The organism is Flavobacterium cyclinae (assembly GCF_021172145.1).
Classification (GTDB): domain Bacteria; phylum Bacteroidota; class Bacteroidia; order Flavobacteriales; family Flavobacteriaceae; genus Flavobacterium; species Flavobacterium cyclinae.
The window spans coordinates 1,157,581-1,181,122 of sequence record NZ_CP089095.1 but is presented as its reverse complement, the minus strand read 5'-3'; the positions used below and the strand labels follow the sequence as shown (position 1 = coordinate 1,181,122).

19 protein-coding genes and 1 tRNA gene are annotated in these 23,542 nt (G+C 29.9%); 9 read left to right on the top strand and 11 right to left on the bottom strand.

Annotation, left to right across the window (positions count from 1 at the left end; genetic code table 11):
* The first annotated feature begins 51 nt into the window (after positions 1-51).
* Positions 52-1,176, top strand: coding sequence for a TlpA disulfide reductase family protein (locus tag LOS86_RS05615; protein ID WP_231843640.1), 1,125 nt, complete (start codon positions 52-54; stop codon positions 1,174-1,176).
* Positions 1,177-1,341: 165 nt separating this feature from the next.
* Positions 1,342-1,423 (top strand) — tRNA-Tyr (locus LOS86_RS05610).
* A gap of 386 nt (positions 1,424-1,809) precedes the next feature.
* On the opposite strand, the gene LOS86_RS05605 is transcribed toward LOS86_RS05610, so the two are convergent.
* A complete protein-coding gene (locus tag LOS86_RS05605) occupies positions 1,810-2,100 on the bottom strand; it encodes a GIY-YIG nuclease family protein (protein ID WP_231843639.1) in 291 nt (96 codons plus the stop codon).
* Positions 2,101-2,900: 800 nt separating this feature from the next.
* On the opposite strand from LOS86_RS05605, the gene LOS86_RS05600 reads away from it, so the two are divergent.
* Positions 2,901-4,643 carry a tyrosine-type recombinase/integrase gene (locus LOS86_RS05600; protein ID WP_231843638.1) on the top strand — a complete coding sequence of 581 codons (1,743 nt, stop codon included), beginning with the start codon at positions 2,901-2,903 and terminating at the stop codon, positions 4,641-4,643.
* Between the two features lie 56 nt (positions 4,644-4,699).
* On the opposite strand, the gene LOS86_RS05595 is transcribed toward LOS86_RS05600, so the two are convergent.
* Entirely contained in the window at positions 4,700-4,948 is a 249-nt protein-coding gene (locus LOS86_RS05595) for a hypothetical protein (protein WP_231843637.1), read from the bottom strand.
* 95 nt (positions 4,949-5,043) lie between these two features.
* Here LOS86_RS05595 and LOS86_RS05590 point away from each other — a divergent pair, with 95 nt between their 5' ends.
* Entirely contained in the window at positions 5,044-5,838 is a 795-nt protein-coding gene (locus LOS86_RS05590) for a cation efflux transmembrane domain-containing protein (RefSeq protein WP_231843636.1), read from the top strand.
* Between the two features lie 181 nt (positions 5,839-6,019).
* The gene (locus LOS86_RS05585) at positions 6,020-6,889 is read left to right on the top strand and encodes a hypothetical protein (RefSeq protein ID WP_231843635.1); all 870 of its coding nucleotides are present in this window, start codon (positions 6,020-6,022) and stop codon (positions 6,887-6,889) included.
* A gap of 106 nt (positions 6,890-6,995) precedes the next feature.
* On the opposite strand, the gene LOS86_RS05580 is transcribed toward LOS86_RS05585, so the two are convergent.
* Positions 6,996-7,487 carry a thermonuclease family protein gene (locus LOS86_RS05580; protein WP_231843634.1) on the bottom strand — a complete coding sequence of 164 codons (492 nt, stop codon included), beginning with the start codon at positions 7,485-7,487 and terminating at the stop codon, positions 6,996-6,998.
* Positions 7,488-7,584: 97 nt separating this feature from the next.
* Between LOS86_RS05580 and LOS86_RS05575 the strand changes: the two genes are divergently transcribed.
* The 4 genes from LOS86_RS05575 to LOS86_RS05560 all read left to right on the top strand — a co-directional run bounded on the left by LOS86_RS05575 (position 7,585) and on the right by LOS86_RS05560 (position 9,432).
* Positions 7,585-8,388 carry a hypothetical protein gene (locus tag LOS86_RS05575; protein WP_231834734.1) on the top strand — a complete coding sequence of 268 codons (804 nt, stop codon included), beginning with the start codon at positions 7,585-7,587 and terminating at the stop codon, positions 8,386-8,388.
* 68 nt (positions 8,389-8,456) lie between these two features.
* Positions 8,457-8,909 (top strand): DUF5675 family protein, encoded by a 453-nt coding sequence (locus tag LOS86_RS05570; RefSeq protein ID WP_153200083.1) that lies wholly within the window; start codon positions 8,457-8,459, stop codon positions 8,907-8,909.
* A 12-nt stretch (positions 8,910-8,921) separates the two neighbouring features.
* Positions 8,922-9,185: a hypothetical protein gene (locus LOS86_RS05565; protein WP_153200084.1), complete on the top strand. Its 264-nt coding sequence runs from the start codon at positions 8,922-8,924 to the stop codon at positions 9,183-9,185.
* On the top strand, positions 9,175-9,432 hold the full coding sequence (locus tag LOS86_RS05560) for a hypothetical protein (protein ID WP_231843633.1): 258 nt from the start codon (positions 9,175-9,177) through the stop codon (positions 9,430-9,432). Before LOS86_RS05565 ends, LOS86_RS05560 begins: the two co-directional genes overlap by 11 nt.
* Positions 9,433-9,635: 203 nt before the next feature.
* On the opposite strand, the gene LOS86_RS05555 is transcribed toward LOS86_RS05560, so the two are convergent.
* The 8 genes from LOS86_RS05555 to LOS86_RS05520 all read right to left on the bottom strand — a co-directional run bounded on the left by LOS86_RS05555 (position 9,636) and on the right by LOS86_RS05520 (position 23,542).
* Positions 9,636-10,058, bottom strand: coding sequence for a DUF6943 family protein (locus LOS86_RS05555; RefSeq protein ID WP_035118826.1), 423 nt, complete (start codon positions 10,056-10,058; stop codon positions 9,636-9,638).
* A 1,142-nt stretch (positions 10,059-11,200) separates the two neighbouring features.
* On the bottom strand, positions 11,201-11,899 hold the full coding sequence (locus LOS86_RS05550) for a metallophosphoesterase (protein WP_231843632.1): 699 nt from the start codon (positions 11,897-11,899) through the stop codon (positions 11,201-11,203).
* 119 nt (positions 11,900-12,018) lie between these two features.
* Entirely contained in the window at positions 12,019-12,342 is a 324-nt protein-coding gene (locus LOS86_RS05545; protein WP_231843631.1) for a helix-turn-helix domain-containing protein, read from the bottom strand.
* A gap of 156 nt (positions 12,343-12,498) precedes the next feature.
* Positions 12,499-15,201, bottom strand: a complete 2,703-nt coding sequence (locus tag LOS86_RS05540) for a UvrD-helicase domain-containing protein (RefSeq protein ID WP_231843630.1) — start codon at positions 15,199-15,201, stop codon at positions 12,499-12,501.
* A 24-nt stretch (positions 15,202-15,225) separates the two neighbouring features.
* Positions 15,226-18,603, bottom strand: a complete 3,378-nt coding sequence (locus LOS86_RS05535; RefSeq protein ID WP_231843629.1) for a P-loop NTPase fold protein — start codon at positions 18,601-18,603, stop codon at positions 15,226-15,228.
* Between the two features lie 12 nt (positions 18,604-18,615).
* The gene (locus LOS86_RS05530; protein WP_231843628.1) at positions 18,616-19,908 is read right to left on the bottom strand and encodes a hypothetical protein; all 1,293 of its coding nucleotides are present in this window, start codon (positions 19,906-19,908) and stop codon (positions 18,616-18,618) included.
* A 6-nt stretch (positions 19,909-19,914) separates the two neighbouring features.
* Entirely contained in the window at positions 19,915-22,836 is a 2,922-nt protein-coding gene (locus tag LOS86_RS05525; RefSeq protein WP_231843627.1) for a restriction endonuclease, read from the bottom strand.
* Position 22,837: 1 nt separating this feature from the next.
* Positions 22,838-23,542 carry a hypothetical protein gene (locus tag LOS86_RS05520; protein WP_231843626.1) on the bottom strand — a complete coding sequence of 235 codons (705 nt, stop codon included), beginning with the start codon at positions 23,540-23,542 and terminating at the stop codon, positions 22,838-22,840.

The following is a 23,542-nucleotide window of genomic DNA, read 5'->3' as shown; positions in this document are numbered from 1 at the left end:
TTTATTACTGATATATTTTAAATACATTTGCGAAAAATTAATTTACTTAAGATGAAGAAAATTGCATTAATTATTACAACCACTCTTTTAATTATAGGGTGCAACAACCTGAAAGAGAATGAATTTCTTATTTCTGGAACTGCTAAAGGCGTAGAAAACGGGAAAAAAGTATTTATAGAAATTCAAACAGAAACAGGTTCTTTAGCCAAAGACACTACTATTGTTAAAGATGGAAAATTTGAATTAAAGGGTTCTATTGAAGGTATAGACATAGGATTTATTAGAATAGAAAAAGAAAATGTAAATTTACCTGTTATCCTTGAAGAAGGAAAAATAGAAATCAACATTGTTAAAGATTCATTACATAAATCAACTTTAGGTGGAACCCCAAACAATGAAAAATTTCATAAATACAATCAAGACACAAAAGCTATATCTGAAAAAGTTGTAAAATTTGAGAAAGAAAATAGTGAAGCATTACAAAAAGCTCAATTTAGTAATGACACTGTTGCAATAAGTAAAATTTTAAATGAATATAATAAATTTCAAAATGAAATGAATGAATATTCTAAAAATTTTATTAAAGAAAATCCTGATGCTTATTTATCAGTTTTATTGTTAGAGAATTTTTTAATGCGTCAGTATTTAACTGCTGATGAAGTAAAAACATATTTTAAAGCATTAGATAAAAAATTACACGAAACAAAAAGTGGCAAGAAAATAAAATCAACTTTAGATGCAATGACTTCTATTGTAATTGGAAAACCTGCACCTGATTTTTCTGGTCCTACTCCTGATGGTGCAACGGTATCTTTAAAAGCATCTTTAGGTAAGGTTACTATTATTGATTTTTGGGCTTCTTGGTGCGGACCTTGTAGAGCAGAAAACCCAAATGTAGTGGCTTTATACAATGAATTTCATCCTAAAGGTTTAAATATTATTGGGGTTTCTTTAGATAAAGATGCTGCAAAATGGAAAGATGCTATTGCTAAAGACGGATTAGTTTGGCAACATGTTTCTAATTTAAAATATTGGGATGATCCTATTGCTAAACAATACAATATTCAGTCGATACCTGCAACTTATATTTTAGATGCTAAAGGTATTATTGTTGCTAAAGATCTTAGAGGTGATGCTTTACGCGCTAAAGTACAAGAGCTTTTAAATGCTAAATAATTACAATTTATTTCATACATAAAAAAATCTCCTATGGGAGATTTTTTTATGTTTTTCATTTACAGAATGTTACAAAATTGTCTGCAAAATAGTATCAAAATCCTTTGTAGGAATAAAAAACAATTCTATATTTGCAACCGCTTAGTCAAATAAGCACATTGGTTTGGGGAGATACTCAAGCGGCCAACGAGGGCGGACTGTAAATCCGCTGGTTACACCTTCGCAGGTTCGAATCCTGCTCTCCCCACAAAAGCACTTCTAACGAGGTGCTTTTTTTGTTTCTTTTGGTTTTTATCTATTAGAATGTACTTTTGGCATACAGTATCCATACAGTATCCATACAGTATCTATACTGTATCTATGCTTTATCAGTGCTATATCTTCCTAGTATCTAAGGAGTCTCGACTTCGCTCGACTTGACAGGGTGTGATGGTGTGGAAGATTGTTTTCAGTAGTTCTCGATACATTTTGCAGATGTAAATCTTGGGCTTTATAACTTAAAAACACTCGAAGTGACGAATGAGTTAAATACTTTTAAGAGTTCTTGATACAATTTTATATTTCAAAAATTAGCATTTTTTAAATGTAAAATCACTAGAAGTGACGATAATTTAATTAGCTTCTATTTGATTATTATTTGAATTTCTTTTTTGCAAGATTTGGAAGTGCATCATAATTACCATTAATCAAAGCTTCTTTTTTAGCTCTTGACCATTTTTTTATTTGCTTTTCTTTATCTATGGCAAAACCAATATTTGTAAATTCGGCATAGAAAACTAATTCTAATGGCCTTCTTGATGCTGTGTAACAATCTGGATAAAAAGCTGATTCATGTTGATACATTCGTTGTGTTAAATTACTTGTAACTCCTGTATAGTATGAATCATCAGAGCATTTTAATATGTATAGGTATGAAATTTGCATGTAACAAAAATAGTTTTTTAGTTTATAAAATTACTTTATGTGAAGATTTTGTTTATCGTTTCTATAGTTCTCGACTTCGCTCGAATTGACAGAGTGTGAAGGTGTTTGGGTTATGGAGTTCTCGACTTCGCTCGACTTGACAGAGGGTGATGTTGTTTGGGATCTACAGTTCTCGATACATTTTGCAGATGTAAATCTTGGGCTTTATAACTTAAAAACACTCGAAGTGACGAATGAGTTAAATTATTTCTATAGTTCTCGATACATTTTGTAATAGTAAATCTTGGGCTTTACTGTTACAAAATATCTGAAGTGACGGATGTGGAATTATAGCTTCTACAGTTCTCGATACATTTTGCAGATGTAAATCTTGGGCTTTATAACTTAAAAACACTCGAAGTGACGAATGAGTTAAATTATTTCTATAGTTCTCGATACATTTTGTAATAGTAAATCTTGGGCTTTACTGTTACAAAATATCTGAAGTGACGGATGTGGAATTATAGCTTCTACAGTTCTCGATACATTTTTAAGTTGTAAATCTTAGGCTTTACAACTTAAAAACACTCGAAGTGACGAATGAGTTAAATTATTTCTATAGTTCTCGACTTCGCTCGACTTGACAGGGTGTGATGGTGTGGAAAATTGTTTTCAGTAGTTCTCGATACATTTTGCAGATGTAAATCTTGGGCTTTACACCTGCAAAACACTCGAAGTGACGAAAGTGTTATTTTGGTTTAGGAATTATATTTATTTTGTATATTTGTGTTATTATAAGCCAATTAAATTTTGTATTTGCCATGAAGAATATACGTATTGAGAAGATTTTTCACCATGGTGCTTATCGCATTGGGGTGTTTTTTGATAAGGATTTTGAAATTATTGCTGTTTTAAAACGTTTGGGTGCTACTTATAGTGGTTCTCGTAGGTGTTGGTATTTGGATTATTCTAAGGCTTCTTATCATTTATTACGTTCTCATTTTCCGGATTTAGTGGTGGTTACTGAATCTTCTATTCCTAATATGGTGACCGGTGTTGATAACCGTGACCTTTCACCCATAGCTTCTTCAAGCGCTCTTCAGTTAGGCTCTTCTGTGAGTAATCCTGAACATAAACCAACTGTGACAACTTTGGATAAATTGAAGTTACAATTGTTGCCAAGTATTGGTAAATATTGGGTTTTTAAGATGCATTTTCATCATGAAATTAGTAAACAACTTTTGAAGACTAAAGGGGTTTATTGGAACGGAAATTATAAAAGCTATATGGTTTTTAGAAATGAAGTAGTAAAGCATGAGGTGGAAAAGGTTTTAGGCGTTTCTGACTTTTTTGGTACGGATTATTTTGTTAAAGATTCGTTTGTTGGTAAAGGGAATATTAAGGTTTTGCCTCATTTAGAAGAAGTGGCTTGGATGGAAATTCATGTTCCTAAAATGGTTGCAGTTCATGAGAAATTAAAGCGTTTTTCGATGGCTCGCTACAGTAAGACTAAGGGGTGTTATTTGCTTCCGGCGGCGCCTGTTGTGATGGATTCTTTGCATTTACAGTTTGAATCTTCTAGCATTACTATTACTTCTTTGCTTCCAAAGAATTATTTGGACAAACGAAATTTGCCTAATAAAAAACAATTGGACTTATCTAAAACGAAGAAAAGCTTACTGGATTTGGTTCCAGAGCAAGCCCAAAGTTATTTAAGTAAGATGATTGACACTTTATTGGCTTTGAATTATAGTAGTTCGACCTTGCGAACGTATTGTGGTGCTTTTATTCAATTTTTACGCTTTTTTGAGTTTCGAAATCCTGAGGAAGTTACTAGGGAGGAAATTATTCGTTTTTTAGGCTCTTTGATGGAGCGTGGTTTGTCTGCTACGAGTGGGCATAGTATGGTGAATGGGGTTCAATTTTATTATCAGCAAGTTTTAGGGAAGGTTGACTATAGTTTTGTGCTTCCACGACCAAAGAAGGAGAAAAAGTTACCTGTGGTATTGACTATGGAGGAATGTTTGCAGATTTTTAAAGTTGTGGATAATCCGAAACACAAGCTTTTGTTGTTGATAGGTTATGGAGCTGGGTTGCGTGTGAGTGAGATTGTGAGTTTGAAATGGAGTGATATTTTATTTGAGGAACACAAGATTCATGTTAAGAATGCTAAGGGTAAAAAAGACAGAATGGTGATGTTGCCCTACTCTATAGTTACTTCTTTGCAGCTTTACAGAGAACTTTATAAGGGTAAGCATTATGTTTTTGAGGGTCAGTTTGCGGGCGAGCCTTACAGTACAGGAAGTGTGCAACAGGTGATGCGCAATGCTATAAAGTTATCGGGTTTAGAGAAGAAGGCTACGGTGCATACGTTGCGTCATAGTTTTGCGACACATTTATTAGAGAACGGCACGGATATCCGCTACATTCAGCAATTTTTAGGGCATTCGAGTATAAAAACCACGACTGTTTATACGCATTTAACGAAAACAGCTGTTGATAAAATACAGAGTCCGTTAGATCGAATGGTTGACATAAAAGGTAAGAAAAAACTTGAAGAATAGTTTTTAAAGTTAAAAAAAGTTGTATATATTTGGTGATATATACTAGTTATAGTCAATTAAAAACCGCAATTATTTAGGCATTTTTTGCCAACAATTTGAGTTCCTGTATGGTCGTAAATATCTGCAAAATTATGTTCACAGGTTTTTAACTGTTCGCTTCGCACTATAACACCAGTTTGTTGCAATTGCAAGTTTTGGTTAGGGTCAGCAAACTCCATTAATTCAGAATAAGCATCTATTGAAAGTTTATTTTCTTTGTATAAACGATTCAATGTTTCTTCAAGTTTTTGTTTAAATTCATTCATAATTTTTGTAATGTTTAGTTAATAATTTCGCCACTGCAACAAGCTGGAGAACGTTAGCAGTAATGGTAGGACGACCCAACAGACAATGAAGTGATATGCAAAAAACGACATTTAAGATAACAAAAATGGACTGTCCATCCGAAGAACAAATGATTCGGATGAAACTTGACGATTTGACAAATATTCAATCGTTAGAATTTGACATACCCAACCGACTTTTACACGTTTTTCATATAGACAATAATGAACAAATTTTTCAGCGACTTGACACATTAAAATTTGACACTTCAATTCTCTCGACTGTTTCGGTTGACAATTTTACAGCAACTGACAATCAAAATGACGAAAGAAAAACCTTATGGACTGTTTTAATAATAAATTTTTTGTTTTTCGCCATTGAAATTGTAACAGGACTTATATCAAACTCAATGGGCTTGGTTGCCGACAGTTTAGATATGCTGGCTGACAGTATTGTTTATGGACTTGCATTAATTGCTGTTGGCGGAACAGTAGTCAGAAAAAAGAATATCGCAAAATTTGCAGGATACTTTCAAGTCCTTCTTGCTGTAATTGGTTTTATAGAAGTAGTCAGACGATTTATTGGAGTCGAGAAAATGCCTGACTTTCAAACAATGATTTTCGTTTCGATTGTAGCGTTAATAGCTAATGTTATTTGTCTGTATTTATTGCAAAAGAGAAAAAGCAAAGAAGCTCATATGCAAGCAAGTATGATTTTTACTTCAAATGACATAATCATAAATTCGGGAGTAATTACAGCAGGACTTTTGGTTAATTGGCTCAATTCAGGTTATCCCGACTTAATTATTGGAGCAATTGTATTTGTCATTGTAGCGAGAGGAGCTTACAGAATTTTACAGCTATCAAAATGACGACTAACAAGACAACGGAAGAAACCACTACTGCTAACAGCGGTTTTGCGTCAGGCGGGGGAAACGGCTTCGTATGACAGTTTTTCGTAACTTTGAAGTTTACGGCTTCGTAAGGAAGTTTTGTGCGAAAAACCCGCCCGAACGCAAAGCCGCAAAACGTTATAAGTTATTTTAAAAAACTATGGGTAATTGGAGTACAGCAATAAAAGATAGTGATGCATTTTCTGATGTTTATGGAGATTTTTTTGAACTTTATAACAATGGAGAAAATCCTAAAGAAATTACTGAAAAAATTTTAACTGAAAATTTCGAAATACTTGAAATTGATTCTGAGAAAAATGATTTTTGGTTTGCCATTGCTCTTGCGCAATGGGAAACAAAAACACTCGATGAAAATATATTAAAAAAAGTAGAAAATATAATTAATTCTGGTGATGACATTAAACTTTGGGCTGAACTTGGTGCGGATAAACAAAGTTTGACTAAAAGAAAAATAGCACTCGATAAATTTCTTGTAAAATTAAAAAGTGATAGAGAAAAACCTAAACCAAGGAAAAAAGAAAAACTTAAAACTCCTGTTTTTAAAAAAGGTGATTGCTTCATTTTTCTTTTAGAAAATGGCAATTATGGCGGTTCAATTGTACTTGCTGAAGATAATAATCCCAAAACAGCTTATAATTTAATAGCAACTACAAGACTAAACTTAAAAACTAAACCAACAAAAGAAGATTTCATAAATTCGGAAGTATTAATTTGTAATTATGGAAATTGGAATGATAATCCAAAAATAGTTTGGTATGCACCAGACCTTTTTAAAAAAAATTATTCTGAACTTTATGAATATGCATGTAATATATCTATTGAAAAAAATTATGATATTAATAATTACAGTGGTGAAGGTTACTTGTTCAAACCATCATCAACAGCTGGCTGGAATATGAAATCTGATGTTGATAATCAATTTAAATCAGAAATATCCAAACCAAAACCAAAAAAGATAATAACAATCAAACAATTGACAAAAAGGAAAAAATGGTGGGATATATTTTAAAAAACAACTTATAACAGCGGTTTAGCTCCATTACGCCTGTAAAGTACTATATTTATTGATATTTTTAGTTTTAAAACATCCATTAGTACAACATAAGTACAACAAATCAGAACTTTTTTACATGCTTGTAAATACCTCGTTTTTTAAGTTGTGCTTTGCGATTCATTTTTTGAAATTCTGCTAATCGTCCACAATAATATTCGTCTGTTGCTTTTGCAAATCCATTGATCAAAAGCAAATCATTCAAACACTCCCCTCCTGGCAAGATTACATATCCTAATTGTCGATTCCAATAATCGTAAAAGTTATCCTGTTCTGTAATTATCGTTACAACCGTTTTAGGCGGTGCTACTTCCAAAACATAATGCAAGGCTTCCAATCCTAATTGAATTAAAAATTGGGCTGCTAAACGTGTTTTCTGTTCGTCCTCTTTCATCTTTCTATTGTACTTTACTTCTGGTGCATCTAAACCATATAGTCGTATCTCTTTTCGCAAACGAGTGAAAAGATTGCTAATGATTAAGCTATCTCCATCTTTGACTTCATCTATTTGACAATGGGTTTCCACTAAATAGGGTGCTTTTGCGTTGTATTGCATTGATTTTCAGTATTTTAAGTTATTATAAATCAAAGATAATGAATGATATTTGAGTATAAAATTTCACTTAAATATTAACTTCTAAAATCTTTACAAAATGGCTAGACAGAAAGGCGTTTTAAAGTATGTGGGAACTCTTGGAGATGTTCGCCACTTTAAAATTAAAGGACAAGAAGGGTACTTTGCCGGAATGGTAGGTGGACCTTCAGGGGAGCAAGTTTTATCAGCTCCAGAATTTGAAAGAACTCGTGAGAACATGAACGAGTTTGGTGCTTGTGCTAAAGCAGGAAAATCGGTTAGAACTGGTTTATCACAAATCGTGAAGCAAATGTCTGATACGCAAGTAGCAGGGCGTTTAACGGCTATCATGAAAAAAATCAATTTGGAAGACCAAACCGAAGCCAGAGGGTATCGCAAAATTGAGATTACCACTCAAAGAAATTACTTGGTAGGTTTTGAGTTTGACAAAAACACTTCCTTAAATGGTATTTTCAATGCTCCTTACAGTGTTACGCATGACCCCGCAAGAAACACTGCTGATTTTGTAATTCCTGCGTTTAATCCAGCGAATTTGATTAATGCTCCTGCAGGTGCTACTCACTTTAGATTGATTCACACGCTTTCTGTAGTGAGTGACTTTGCTTACAATGCTGTAACGAACAGTTATGATCCTATTGACACAGCTCAAAATGAAGTGAGTGATGTTCAATTTAGTGGTTTCTTAGACTTGTATGCTCCTGCAACTGCAACTACCATTACAGCAACTTTGCCAAATGGTATCACGCCATCAACAGATGTTACCGTTCTTCAAGGTATTGGAATTGAGTTCTACCAACAAGTAGGTTCAAACTATTACTTATTTGCAAGTGGAAACTGCTTGAAAATTGAGGACGCATTTTAAGAATCCTACTTACAAATCCCTCAGAACCTCTGGGGGATTTTTTGTTTTAACTTACTAATTCAATTCCCATGGAAACAAAAATCATTCGCGTAGCACAGGGCAAACAAAGTACATTAAGCCAATTATATATCAACGGAGTATTTCAATGCTATTTACTTGAGGATAAAATACGAACAGAAAAAATCAAGGAACATACTGCCATACCTACTGGAACCTATTCATTGCAGCTTAATACTTGGGGTGCAAAAAATGTCAACTACAAAAAAGCATTTGGAAAAGTTCACCAAGGTATGATTGAGATTACAGGTTTACCAAATTTCAGTTATGTGTATATCCATACAGGAAATACGATTGAAGATACCGCAGGATGTCCGCTTTGTGGATTTGGGTTCCAACTCATCCAGGGCGATTACCGAGTTACGCAAAGTGTTATGGCTTACCAAATGATTTATCCTAAGCTAGTTGCATTAGCAAAGAACAAAGCAAACAAGATTAGTATCGAAAACAATTTCCAATTTTAAACTTGTAATGCCATGGAACAAGCTCCACAATTAATGGTACTTTTTGGAAGTTTAATAAGCTTATTATTATCGGTTGTAGCCTATTTTATCAAACAATTGCACACAGATTTCAAAAGAATGGAAAAAGACCTTGTTGAAGTAAAAACCATGGCATTATTAATCAAAACCGAGTTTAAAAGCAGCAGTGATTTACTGAACCAAAAAGTAGATTATTTAGAACACCGAGTACAAAAATTAGAATTATCCATCTTTAAAAATCACGAACATGAAAAGTAATGAAATGAATATCGTTCAAAGAGTGAAAGCTCCAACACCAAAGTTTTTCAAAGTATTGAGAACAATTGGTTTAGCATTGGCAACTGTTGGAGGAACTATCATCGCTTCACCAATTGCATTGCCGGCTGGATTAGTTGCTGCAGCAGGTTATTTGGTTTTGGGCGGTGGTGTATTGTCAGCTGTATCGCAAACCGCTGTACAAGTTGAAGAAGAACCGAAAATTCCACAGGAAGACAGGGTTCAATAAAACTAAATTTGCTTAAAAATTGCAATCAAAAGCTCCTATTTCAGGGGCTTTTTTTGGTTTTATACCCAATTGCTTCGCTTTTTCCAATTTTATTTAATTGGTGCGTTTATATTGCGGTTATGTATTGTTTTGCTTCGGGATAGGGATTGTTTTTGGAAATTTGTTGAAATGGAAAAACCTAGCCCATCGGGGCCAGGTTTGTGTTATTTGTTTCTGTAACGGAGTAAGATGGCGTTACGGATTTCGTTGATTAAGTGAATGTTTTTTGCGTGGTGTGCTTCTTGTTCTTGCAACAACTTGAGTGCTTGGATGTTTTTGTGGTGCAGCTCGTGTTCACGCATTAATCGGGTTGCTTTTGGATTGAATTCTTTTTTGAATTCATAGAGAGATAAGAACGGAATAACCGAACCGCGAAGAAAAGGCATCCAGAATTTGGATTTCCATAGGCTCATGGCTATCCAAAAAATGTCCTCTTTTTGAGCTTCGGTTTGAAATACAAGTACAAAGCTGTTTGTAAAAGGTTCATTGCTTGGTTTTCCGCTATTCAGTCCTTTTGATAATACGAAAAAGTGCGGTTTGGCATAGTGCGCCCCAGGTTGGTGGGTTTTAATAAAAATTGTGTCCATAATACAAGGATTTAACAGGTTAACTTCCTTCGTCTTTCCTTCGTGATTGCCCGAAATGTGAATGGAAACCGAGATGCCCCACACACATTTTTGCAAAAGAAAAAAGGAAAAAAAAGAAAGCCGTCTTGCCTTGTGGAGGGTTTCAAAAAAGCAAGTTTTACGGGTAAAATACTACCCATATGCGTCTGTGGAGACGCTAAGAGGATGTGGTGGTATTGAAAATGTATGGGTGGAGATTTTATCCGGAACCGAAGGCTTGAACTTGCTTTTTTGAATACCCGGAACAAACCTTTGGCTTCTTTTTTATCCTTTTTTTTGTAAAAATGTTTACCCCAAATGTTCTTATGAAATGGGGTTTTAGGGGTGTTCAATCGGGACTGGTAAACAAGGGTGTTTTTTTATTTGCTTACGTGGTGTATCGGTTGTGGTTGCAAATAAAAATACACTCTTGTGGTGGTTTGATTTTTGAGGATGCTTTGAAAGTGTTCAGTATTCAGTTTTTAGTGTTCAGTGGTGTGCGTGAACTGGAAATGGGAAGCATCTTCAAAAAACAATGAAAATTACGTTAGCGGTAGCGTTCCTATTATTCTTCGGGTGGGTGCGGCTGGGAGCGGATATTTTACATAATAACCCTTATAACTTTCAGGGGGACTGCGTGGGGTGTTGGGAATGAATTATAAGGTTTATTATGTAATAATAGCTTGGGAGTGGTTTTTGTGTGTTTTTAGCGTTTGTTTTTTGGATTGGGTGTAAGTGGATAAAAAAAGGCGGACTGTGCGCGAGGGGTTGGAAAAACAGGGAGCCTTTTTTTATTGACTTACTTTGGGTAAAACAAGTGCTAAAAACACACAAAATATCACTAGTGCGGTGGGGAGCGTTGGACTGGGTGGGTGAAACTACTTCAGCGAAGCGTTCCTATTTCAAAAAAGAAACCAAGAAAGCCATTTGCTTGCTTTTTAGCCCCGATGGTAGTGATACCATGTTTAACGTACAGCGGGAATATGGAAACCAAGAATGCCTGAGCCTTTCGCTGCTTAATTATTTTAAACTGTAATAATAAACTTGATTTTGCACAATAAACTAAATTACTTTATTATGCAAAATCAAGTTTATCGTTTTAAATATCAATTAATTAACTTTTTTTATATGATTATGCATTTAGCATTAACATAACCTAAATTTTCGTCGTATTTAACGTAACCCAACTGATTTGTATGCATAATTGTTTTCCCAATTGAAAAATCAGGCATATTAGAATGATGATGACCAAAAATCCAATGATCAATTTTGTGACTTTTTATCATTTCTGACTGTTCTGAAGCGAATGCCACATTAATTTTGCTATCAATATATTTTTGAGGATAGTTCAAAAATGTAGGTACGTGGTGTGATATAACGATATTACTTTTATCAGTACTTTCTCTAAGAACCTTATTTAAAAAGCTTATGCTTTCGTTGTGTAAATAATTGTAATCTTCAACTAAAAACTCTGATTTATTTGGCTTGATTACTTTAAAATCTGACATTGAGTTTTGAATCAAACTTGTTTTGTCAGCTGGTATTACTGACCATAAGGTTGTACCTATTATTCTTACGTCATCTATTTCTTTTACAATGTTATTGACTAAAAAAACATTGTCACGAATTTTGACATCTACTGTTCCAAATGTATCAGTACGTTCATAGTAATAGTATTCATGGTTTCCAGGAATCCAAAAAGTAAACTTAAAATTCTTTGATACATAATCGAAGAAGTCTTCATGCAAATCCATTAGCGCAAATGGTACAATATCACCTGCTAAAATAAGTATATCCCCTACTGGAATAATAGGGTTGTCCAATATATACTTTTTGTTTTCTGGGAATTCAAGGTGTAAATCTGAGCAGTATTGAATTTTCATTTTTAATACATTCTATCATTAACATTAATTTTTTTTTAAAAGTAAGTGTTTTTTAGAAACTATCTAAAATGACCTTTTCTTTTTCGGAGATATTCATCTACCTCTTTTTCAATATCTTGATTTGTTTTAATTTTTTTAGAATTTATCCATTCATCTATTTCTTCTTTTTTAAAATAAAGCTTTTTGGCTATTTTATAGTGAGGGATTTCTGCTCTTGAAGTTAATCCATAAATTGAGGGAATGTTTGTGTTTAAATATTTAGCGACCTCACTTACATTCATTGCTTTTGATTCAACTACAATTGCATTTTCTGTTTTTAGATTTTCGATAGCTCTTTCAATTCTATCTAATCTTTCCATAATTAACTCAAAAGGATTTTCCATAATCAAAAGTTTTTAGTTTTAGTAAAATTAACGAAATGAAGCAAACAAAGAATTGATGCTAGGAATACTTGGACTAGAAGCGATTTTTGTGCAGCTGAATGAGGTAATTTATTGTAATTAATCTAAGGTCTTTCAAGTAGATAATTTAATTTTTTTTTAGTTTGATGTATTTATATCTCTTGTATTAAAATAATTTTTAATTGGTAATATAAATTTTGAGCACTCAACATTTGTGTATGGGAAATACTCTTTAACATTATCTTTAAATTCGAAACTTGTTTTGTTGTTTTTTGTATGTGATGTTAATATTAATCTTTTTTTTGCTCTTGTGAGTGCTACATAAAATAATCTAGCGTCTTCTTCTTCATCTGCGTAAATAAATGGATAAATACCATCATTACAATTTGGAATGAATACATTGTCAAATTGTAAGCCTTTTGAACGGTGTATAGTTGAAATTATAAGGTTTTCATCACCAATAATTAAATCAGTCTCTTTGAAAGTATTTAGAATATCTAACCATTCCAATAATGTATTTTCTAATGTATCTTCTTTGATTTTCAATTCAAAATATCTTAATAACTTATCATAATTTGATGGCTTATTAAAGTTTAATTGAATGCTTAATTCCTTTGAAAGAAAATCAAAATATTTACTAAAATCAACACTCCTATTCAAGAAATTGTAATGTTTACAGTAGGTTTCTTTGAAATTTTCCTTTAGTTTCTTTATTGCATTTTCATTAACTAAAAGAAAATGTTTTTGATCAATAATTTTTGCTTCTAAATGAGTTTCTAATGCAGTAATAAGATTTGCTGTTGCTATTACATCATCTAATGCATTATGGGAATTTACACCTTCAATATTTAAATATTCAATAAGATATTCTAGTTTGTATTTATGCAAACGTGGAAATAATCTTTTGGCAATATCAAGGGTATCAAATTGAATTGTATTCAATGAATTTTCAATATTTTCTCTTTTTAAATTACTTTCTATAATTGATTTATCATATTTTAAGTTATGTGCTACCAATGAGCTTTCCCCCACAAAATCAAGAAATTGTTTTAATGCTATCTTTCTATCAATTGCATGTTCATCTAGATATTCTCTAGTTATTTTATGAATTTTTTGACTTTCAGTTAAATCTTTATCCGTTTTCAAGAAGACTTCAAACGTTTGGCCAATTTTACCATTTATTAATTCGATGCCTGCAATTTGAATAATATCATCATTATTAGTATCTAAACCCGTTGTTTCAGTATCAAATACAACTATGCGTTCATTCTGAATTTTATATTTAAAATCAATTAAGACATTTTCATTATTAAAGAAAAAATCAGATGGAATAAAACCTGAATTAAATAAGTTTATTGTAAACTGTGTAGCTGTTTTGGCATTTGGAAATTTTAGAAAATGTTGTATATTATAGAACCAATTTGTTCTAGAATAAGGGTTGATTAATGATGACAAAAATGGTAAAGTACTTTTTAATAAAGTTGATTTAAATATATCTGAGGTTGAAACTTTAAAATGTGAAATTCCTTTACTCTCTAACATATAACTAAAATCGTTTACTTTATTATTAAAGCGAACTAAAATAGCTGTAGTGCCTTTGTCTAAATAATAAGGAAGTATTTTATTTATAATGTATTCTTCTTCTTTTTTATCAAAATCATCAATATTACGATATACTAGAGCATCTTTTTCTGGAACAATAGTTTCGTTAGCAGTAGTAGGAACTGACCATTCATCTTTAAAAAAAGTTTTAGAAAACTCTTTATAAATCTCCAAAAGATAAGATGGTGAACGATAATTTATATCAAAATTATGAACACTATAATTTTCAATAATTGATTTTAAAAATGAAATATCTGCTCCTAAGAATGAATATATTGATTGTTCATAATCGCCAAATAAAACTACCGTTGTTTCTTTTGTAATTATGCTATTAATTATTTCCCACTGTAATGGATTTAGATCTTGAACTTCGTCTATTTGAAGCCAATTGTATTTTACTTCATCATTATTTTTTTTAAGATTTGCATATGCTAAACCTAATAAATCATCGAAATCTAATGCCTCTAAAGTGTTTAACTCTTCTTGGTAATATTCATAAATTGAGTAATAAAATGACTCCGGTAAAATTTCAAATTGTTCTTTAAGTGGTAAAGGATTCTTATAATTGCTAGTATTGTAGTTGTATAAATTTTTATATTTAAAATATCTGAGGTTGTTATCAATTTTAGAAGGAGATAAATAATTAATACTATTAGTAATTAAATCGTCTTTTAATATTTTTTCTAATAGAAAATTTATGTCTTTACTTATTTCTTCAATTAGCTTTTTAAAGTGCGAAGAATTTTTTAAATCATCTAATTCAACTTCAAAAATGTATTTATATTTATAAAAATCTGTAAACTTTTCATAAGATTTAGATTTATATTCTTCAACTAACATATCAAAAACAGTACCTTCTAAGTTACCTATATTACTTAAAATGTAACTTAATTCTGCTTTATGTAATGCTTCTGAAACTAGGGTATTTTGCTCCGTTTCATCTAAAAGAAATGTAGCATTATTTATTATACCAATTTCTTTTAAATAATTTAATGCAAAAGAATGAATGTTTCCGATAAAAGCCTTTGTATTTAGACCTTTTTCTTTAACACGATTATTCATTTCTCGTGCTGCTCGATTAGTGAATGTTAGGTTGAGTATATTATCTTCATCAACACCTTTTTCTAAAGCATTGATTAAACGCCTTGTAAGGATTTCTGTTTTTCCTGTACCTGGAGGTGCCAAAACAATGTGTTTGCCTTGGGTAATATTGATTATATTTTTTTGTTGTTGATTCAATATGAAGTATTAATAATATTAAACTTATTTAATTTTTAAACGAAATTTTATATTTTCAATTATTTTCAATATTTCATTAGAAACAGTATTTGCATCAATGTTCAAAATATATGTTTCAATAACTGATTTATACCCTCTTTTAAACTTAATCTTTTTATCAGAGTCAATTTTAAGAACGTTATCTATAAATTTTAATTCGTTCAATTTATTACTAAAATCACTAACAGCTTCTTGAATATATAGTTGAAAAATTTCTATATCAGTATTAATATTTTTTATTAATAAATCAGTATTAATAAACTGTTTGTTTATTTCAAAAAATACTTCTTTTAAATTCCCTTTTTCGTTGTTTATTAAAATAGTTATTCTATCTGAAAAGTTTGAAACATTATTTTCATCAAATAAATTTATAATATCAATCCAATTCTTTTTATGCCAATCATCAAATTGATAAACTGGATTATTTATTAATAACGAACCATAAATAAATTCATATAAAACATCATTTAAAAAGTTTAATGTAAATTTTTTATCATTCTTCTTTATTTGTAATAAAATATCAAATAGATAATCATTAACATTTAATGAATCTAAAAAAATTTCTTTGTCTGTAACTAAAAGTTCATTTTTAACTTTATTAATTAATTCAATGGAATTATTATTCTTTAAAATATGATATAATATATAATCATCATTTTTGAAATCTAATTTTTCAATATCAATTAAATCTTGAATTAAACTTGAATTCTCAATAAATGGATTTATAACTGAAGCAACGTCAAAAACACTGCTTTCCTTTTTATCTAATTGCTTTAATATTTGTAAAGAATTATTGACATTAAAAACCTGATATTCATTATTATGTAATATTAAATTGATAACATCGTAAACCAAATTAAAGTTAGTGTCATTCGTTAAACTCCAAATTATTTGAAGTTTATTATTTTCCTTTAATATATTATATGCAAATAGAGCATTATCTACATTTGAATTCGACCAGAATGATAAAATTTGATTTATTGTTTGATTCCCTCTTTGATTGTTTTGAATTATAGACTGTCTAATATTCATTAACCCTGAATTAAAATAACAAGCATTAAATACTGCAATTCTCTTTACTACATTATTATCTTGATTTAAAGTTGTGTGTAAATATGCATAAAAAGATGGATTGCCAAAAAAATTAGCATATTCGTAATCTTTGTAATTATAAAAAACTTTTTCAAATAATTCTATAACTTGAAAATTAACTGTGTTTACATTTTGATTACCATTATTCCAAAAGAAATGTTGTTGTAATTTAGTTAATAAATGATCTAAATTTAATTTGTTGTAATTCACCGAATTTTCTAAAGAAACTAATGTATTTTGATTTACTATAGCACCAGCACTAATTTCATTACAAACATCATTGAAATTTTTCACAGTAGGATAAAAACACTTAGATATCAAATTATATTTTGGATTTGTACTAATTTTTTTCCATGTTTCTAACCTCAGATTTAATTCTTTTTGAGGGAATTCCATTTTAGTATTCTGAATAAAATAATAGGCTGTATCTATAAAAATATTTTCTTTTTCAATATCAATTTCATTATTCTTATCAGATTCTTGAAATATTTTAATGAACTTTAACCAAAGGCTATTTATTTCTTTTATCTTATTGTATCTTAGTAATAAATCAACAGCATTTGTATATTTTAATTTTAATAAGCTATTTAGATTATCACTGTAATTTTTATCTGAAATTAAGGATCTACTAAAGTTTAAAATAAAGATATTTTTTAGGTTTTCGTTTTTTTCTTTAAAAGCAACATTTAAAACTATTGAGTATTTTAAATAATCATTTAAAGTTGTGATTTTATTCATTAAGTTATCGAAAACATGCCAAAAAACATTTTTAAAATTATCTGAAATGTCTTTCAATAATTTGCCATCTTCTGACTCAAAGGCTTTAGCTATCTGTTGACCAATTAAGGTTTGTTTACCTTCTTCTTTATTTACACCATAAACTATTGCTGATAATTCATTTATTAATTCATCATTAATTATATTAAATTCATTTGGTTGAATTTTGGCTTTGTCAATTAAATAATTAGTAATTTCATCATTTGATAAACCTTTTAAAAATCTTTTATATACAAAAAAAGATATAGTTTTTGTGCTAATTTCTTTTTCAAAATGGTTCCTAAAAAAAGCTATTTGATTTAAATAAATTTTAATTTCTCGTGGCTTAGGATTATCTAAAACATTTTCTCTTGTTAATTGTAAAACTTGTACTATTTCTCTTTTATCATTATCAGACCAATTTGGCATACATTTAGCAATCATTTTATCTAAATAGTTAGTCCAATTAGATAAAATTGGTTTTGGAACATCTATTCTTATTTGAAAGCTTTTATCAAAAAAAGAATTTGAATTATTAGAAGTTTTTTTAGACTGTTTATCTTCGTTTGTATCATGATTATTCCATATACGCTTTAAACTTTCTTCGTCATATGGTATAATAGAGTATACATTTTTAAATGAATTATAATCTTTTGTAGCTGGATTTTTATGTTGAATAAATGTTTGTAAAGTTGACCATAAATTTAACGAAACAGCTGCTTCAACTCTGTCTAGATTATCAAGAATTAATACAATTTTTTTATTAGCTTCTTTGTCAAATATTTCAATAATTTCTCTAAAAAACTTTTCAAATTCAATAGATGTTCTTTCATCTTCTACTGAAACCTCTTCTGTAATTGTTTCAGTACCTGAATTATGAATAAAAGCCCAATTTTTTAAATCTTTTGGGTCTAAATTTTGTTTCTTAAGAATAAAGTAATTAGATATTAATACTATAAATGGAGCTAATGTGAGTAATGAGGCAATTAAAAAAGGATAATTAATTGATTCTTTTATGCCTAGTGTTAAGTTTTCATAATTTATTGATGATAAAATTGCTGCACCTATTGTAAAAACCAATGTAGCTATACTTAAAAAAACACCTAATTTTGTTGTAGTTTTATCAACTTTAATGGTTTTAATGACTTCTTCTCTTGATATTATTTTTCTCTTTTTTTCAAGAGCTTGTATAATTAATTCGTCTTTCGTACTTTCTTTTAAAGTATTAATAAAACTTTCTAAAAATATTCTTCTTAGTGGATCACCTTCATGTGCCCAGGCATCAAAATAAAAAAATGTAAACTTATCTCTATTTTGTTCATCATTTTTTAAAAGATTTATAATAGTTGATTTACCAGAACCCCATGTACCCGATAGACCAATATTTATACCTTCTGTTTCTTTTTTTAATAAATTAATGATTGAACACTTAATTTTTTCATGTGTTGGTACCTCAAATTCATCTAGTCCTTGAACTTCTTCTCTAAGAATATTATAATCGAAATTAGTATTCATAATTTAAAATCTTTAAATAACATTTAAATATTCATTATAAATGGCCATCAACAAATTACTTAAACTAGAAATATCTTCTTTTTTAGTATCAGTTTGTTTTAGGACTTGAAATGGGATAATTGTTACTAGTTCATACCCAAATGAAACGTCGAATTGTGTTTTACCTGAACCAATTACTTTAGAATCCCAATTAGTGTATTTTTTCCAATCGTAATCTTGTTTGAATGATGAATCGAAAAGGTTTTCTAGTTCCTCCCAATCTTTACCTTTTTTCTTTCTCCCTGTATATTTGTGAAAGTTTGTGTTTGTATAAAGATCTTTATTCAAATTAGAATCAGTAAACCATAAGCCTGCAAAGTATTTTTGAAAACTACTAAATTTTATATGGTATGTTTTATTAATATCATATTTTACACCTTCGATAATAACAGACTGTTTGAATATTGGTCTGTCACCTTTATTAAATACGTGATATCCCTGTGCTTTTGTGTTTGCAGGATATAATGCAACAACTAAATCACCATTATCATGTACCCTAAAAATTAATTCATCGGCATAAGGTTTATTGAACTTGAAGCCTATTCTATCACTATCTAATTTATAAATAGTTGCATTTTCTACAGCTGTTCTTATTCGTCGGTAAATTGCATTTTTGTTATCAGAATTAAGTGAAGAAATTGATGCTTCAGGTAACCAATTGTAATTATGCTGACGAATATATTGAATAAAATCTTTTAAAAATCTATTACTTGTGCTTGTGTTTTTATGAAAGTTATTTACGTTAACTACAATTTCCATTAGTTTGTACCAATTTAAATCTACTGGTGTAACTGGTTGTTCTTTTGTTAGGTTAGTTATTCCTGAACTTTTAAACGCATTAAATATCTGATTGTATAATTGATGCGAACAGTCTGTTGCATCTCTTTTTACTTCAACTATAATTACTATGTTATTTATTGTAATTACTAGGTCACAAATTGGGTCATAATTAGCATGATGTTGACTATTGAAAAAATTATCGACATTCATTTTTGAACTCGTAAGTGAAACAGCAAAAATATGCTCAAAATTTTCTAGTGAACTTACTTCTTTTTGTATCTCAATATTTATTTTGTTGTCTTTTGAATATTCGTCAAATAATGTGTTGTAAAAACTTGTCTGGTCAAATATTTTTTTTAAAACTTCATGAAAAAGCAATTTATCTTCTTGAAGACAAATTGCTAATGCTCTTGTTAAATCGTTTTCTAATTTGTATCCTTTATCTTCTTTGGAATAGGAACTAAAAATATTCAGATGTTTATTCATTAAAAATTATATACCAGAGTTAGTAATATCTGTTGCTACATCGTAATCTACACCTATTTCTTCAAAGTGTTTGCGACCACACTTGATTTTATCGTTTTCTGTTGTTCTTAAAAGTAATTGGTCTTTTGTTGATTTTGTTTCTCTAACCATGTAGACCACATCACCGTTTTGTTTCATTATTGCCCAATCGGGATTATAACCTCCCACTGGTGTATCTATTTTAAACCAACCTGGTAACTTGATGAAGTATTTAACATCTTTATTTTCCATTAGGTCTTTAGCAAACTTTTTCTCAATACTTGAATCACACATAATCATATCTTGATATATTTTATGTGATTGTTCCTTGGTAACTTCAATTACTTTGTCTTTTGGATATTCTACTAATCTGTCAAAATCTCTTCTAATTTGTGACATTTCATATTGAACTCCTTCTAATCTTTCATATTTGATACCGTCAATAATTACACGATTCATCACATAACGAATTTCTTTTACAACAGCATCCATAAACTGCTGCGGATTGATTTTAAATTCGTCTAATCTTTTTGATTGAATTAGAATTTGATAAATAGTATTTCTGGTTAACTCTGTTTTACCTTGAATGTATGTAAGAATATCTGGAACTACTTTAGCTGGTTCAGCATATTTAACTTGACCTAATTGTACTAATTGTGTTGAAACCCCTTTTGAGTGAATATCTAAATCTGCTAGTTGTGTTCTAATTTGTGGAGCTTTTATTTTCTCCATTAACTTGATAGCCTTGACTGCCTCTTCGATTAAATATTCGGTACTAAATTTGACTGAATAGATTGTTTTTGTATTAATTGCATTCCAGAATTTTTCAAACTCTGGGTCTAATAATACTTTTTCATTGAATTTTACTTTTATGCGATTGTTTTTGTTTTCAATGATTTGATTTAATTGGTATTTTTCAACTGCTTTAATTACCTCTTTTAATGGAACTTCTTTAAGTTCTTCAGGTAAATTAATGGTGTAATTTTCTACAGCTTCATTAAATTCTTTATTAATAAAACCATCTTCAGCTATCCATTTATTATCTTTAAGATGGTCCCAAATTATTTCAGATTCTTTTTCAGCAACTTTAAGAGATTTATCCTCTTTTGTATATTTAATACCTATGAATGCCTCTATTGGCAATCTACCAAATACAAAACCACAATCTTCTTCAAATTCTTTTTGTAATGAAGCTGCGAAATCTTCATAACTTTCATTTGCTATTACTACTAAATTATTTATGTTTTTATCAAAAATTCTTTCCCCTTTTTGATTAACTGGTAAACGTAAACCACGTCCAATCTCTTGACGTTTTTTAAGACCCGATTTAGTATCGTTTAAAGTACAAATTTGGAATACATTTGGATTATCCCAACCTTCTCTTAAAGCGGAGTGAGAAAAAATGAATTTTAATGGTTCCTCTAGTGATAATAATTTCTCCTTATCGCGCATGATTAATGAATACGTGTCTTCATCATCTGCTTGAGAACCACTTGTATTTTTTTCATTCCCTTTTTTATCCTTTGAGAAGTATCCATTATGAACTTTATTTACTGGAAGAATGTCTAATAATCCATAAAATTCTTTTGCTTCTTCTGCATAAATTTCTTCAAACCAAATACCGTACTGACCTAACTCAAAACCTGTATCCGTATGAATACGATAATTTTCTACTTTATCTAAAAAGAATAACGATAAAACTTTAATCCCAAGGTCTTTAACTTGAAGTTCTTTTTCGAAATGATTTTTGATTGTTGCTCGAATTTGTTCTTTAATGATGTCTTTTTTAACACCCCCATTTTCTTGACCAATTCCTAAACGTAAACCATTTGAGAATTTTACAAATTCCATTCCTGGTCTTGAATTGATTTCAGTAATTTGGAAACCATTACGATATATTTCTCTTTCTTCTGATTCTATGAATAAATCCTTATCCTGAGTTAATGTTTTTTTTACTTCAACTGGACCCTCTTTTGTTTGTTTATGAAATGATACATTACAAGTTATTTTGCCTTTATTGTTTGTAATGCTATTTACTTTTACAAAGGCATTATTTGCGTCGTTTTCTCCTAAAACCGAAGCAACAGATATTTTCTTTACTAAACCTTTTTGGAAAGCTTGAACAGGGTCTAAACTATATAATAAGTTATACTTGTCTTTGTGAGTAGCTGAATAACGTAGTGTGCATAAAGGATTTAAACTATTGATTGCCTCTTTTGCTTTAACACTCTCCATATTTTGAGGTTCATCCAAAATAACAATTGGATTTGTTGCCTGGATAAATTCAATAGGAGCTCTACCGGACATTCTATCATTAGGAATGTGAATTACATTGTTTGTTGCTTTGTTGAATGAATCGATATTAATAATCATTAATTGTAGTTCATTTCCAATAGCAAAGTTTCTTAATTCATTTACTCTCTTACTATCATATACAAAATGATTGAAAGGAACACGATTATAAAGATTAAGAAAATCTTCTTTTAAGGTTTTAATAGATTGTAATACTCCCTCACGAATAGCAATAGAAGGTACTACAATAATGAATTTCTTGAAACCATATTTTGCTTGTAATTCAAAAACTGTACGCAGGTAAACATAGGTTTTACCTGTACCTGTTTCCATTTCAATCGAAAAGTTTTTTCCTTTTGATTGCGGTGTATGTTTTTGAAAAATATTATTGTATTTCTGAATTTCGTTGATATTATCGATAATTGAATTATCATCAATAATAATTTGATTACCAATACCTAATTCGTTTTGTACTTGGTTTGCAAAAAAACCTTTGCCTTGGGTTCCTAATTGGATTTCAAAATCTCCTTTGTTCAAAGGTTGCCCTTTAAAAGTGTCAACTACTGCTTTAATAGCTTCTAGCTGATATGATTGTTTATGGTCAAATTTTAGTTTCATCTTAATACCCAATTGATTTTAAATATTCAATAAACTTGTTGGTATCCAAAGTATTCATATATTCAAGTACTCGATAATTACCTGGCTCTATTGCAAAACCATCCCATGCATTTAAATGAGTATTAAAACCATCATTTAGAATCATTTCCCAAGTTGAAGAACCAACAAGACTAAATTTTATAATTTCACTTGTCAAAATATCTTTTTTTTGTGTTTCAAATAAAACACCACAATAAAAATTTTTCTGAATTTCACCTGGTTTGATAGAATTACTATAGGGTCCAATATTTTTAAAATTATTAAATTTTGAACAAATACCAAACTTTACTCCATTTCTTATAAAAGATGATCTAACCTCTATTGTTTCTCCTTTTTTTAGAACAATATCAATTTGATTTTTTGCATCATTACATACTGTTAAAGAGGCTATATTTCCTAATTCTTCATTAATGTATTGTAGCCAAGCTTTTTCTGACAACAATCCTCCAAATGAATCTTTTAATTTTAATTCATCATCTCTTGTTATTGCTGAATCACTTGCAGCTCCAGAGTTCACTAATCCAGCTAATTTTTTTGCTACATTTAATATGTTAATGTATTCTTCAGACCCTTTAATTAATTCAACATCTACTACATTAAATTCTATGTCTAAATAACTATTATTTACAGGTACTTGACATTTAATTGTGTTTCTTGACAATTTCAT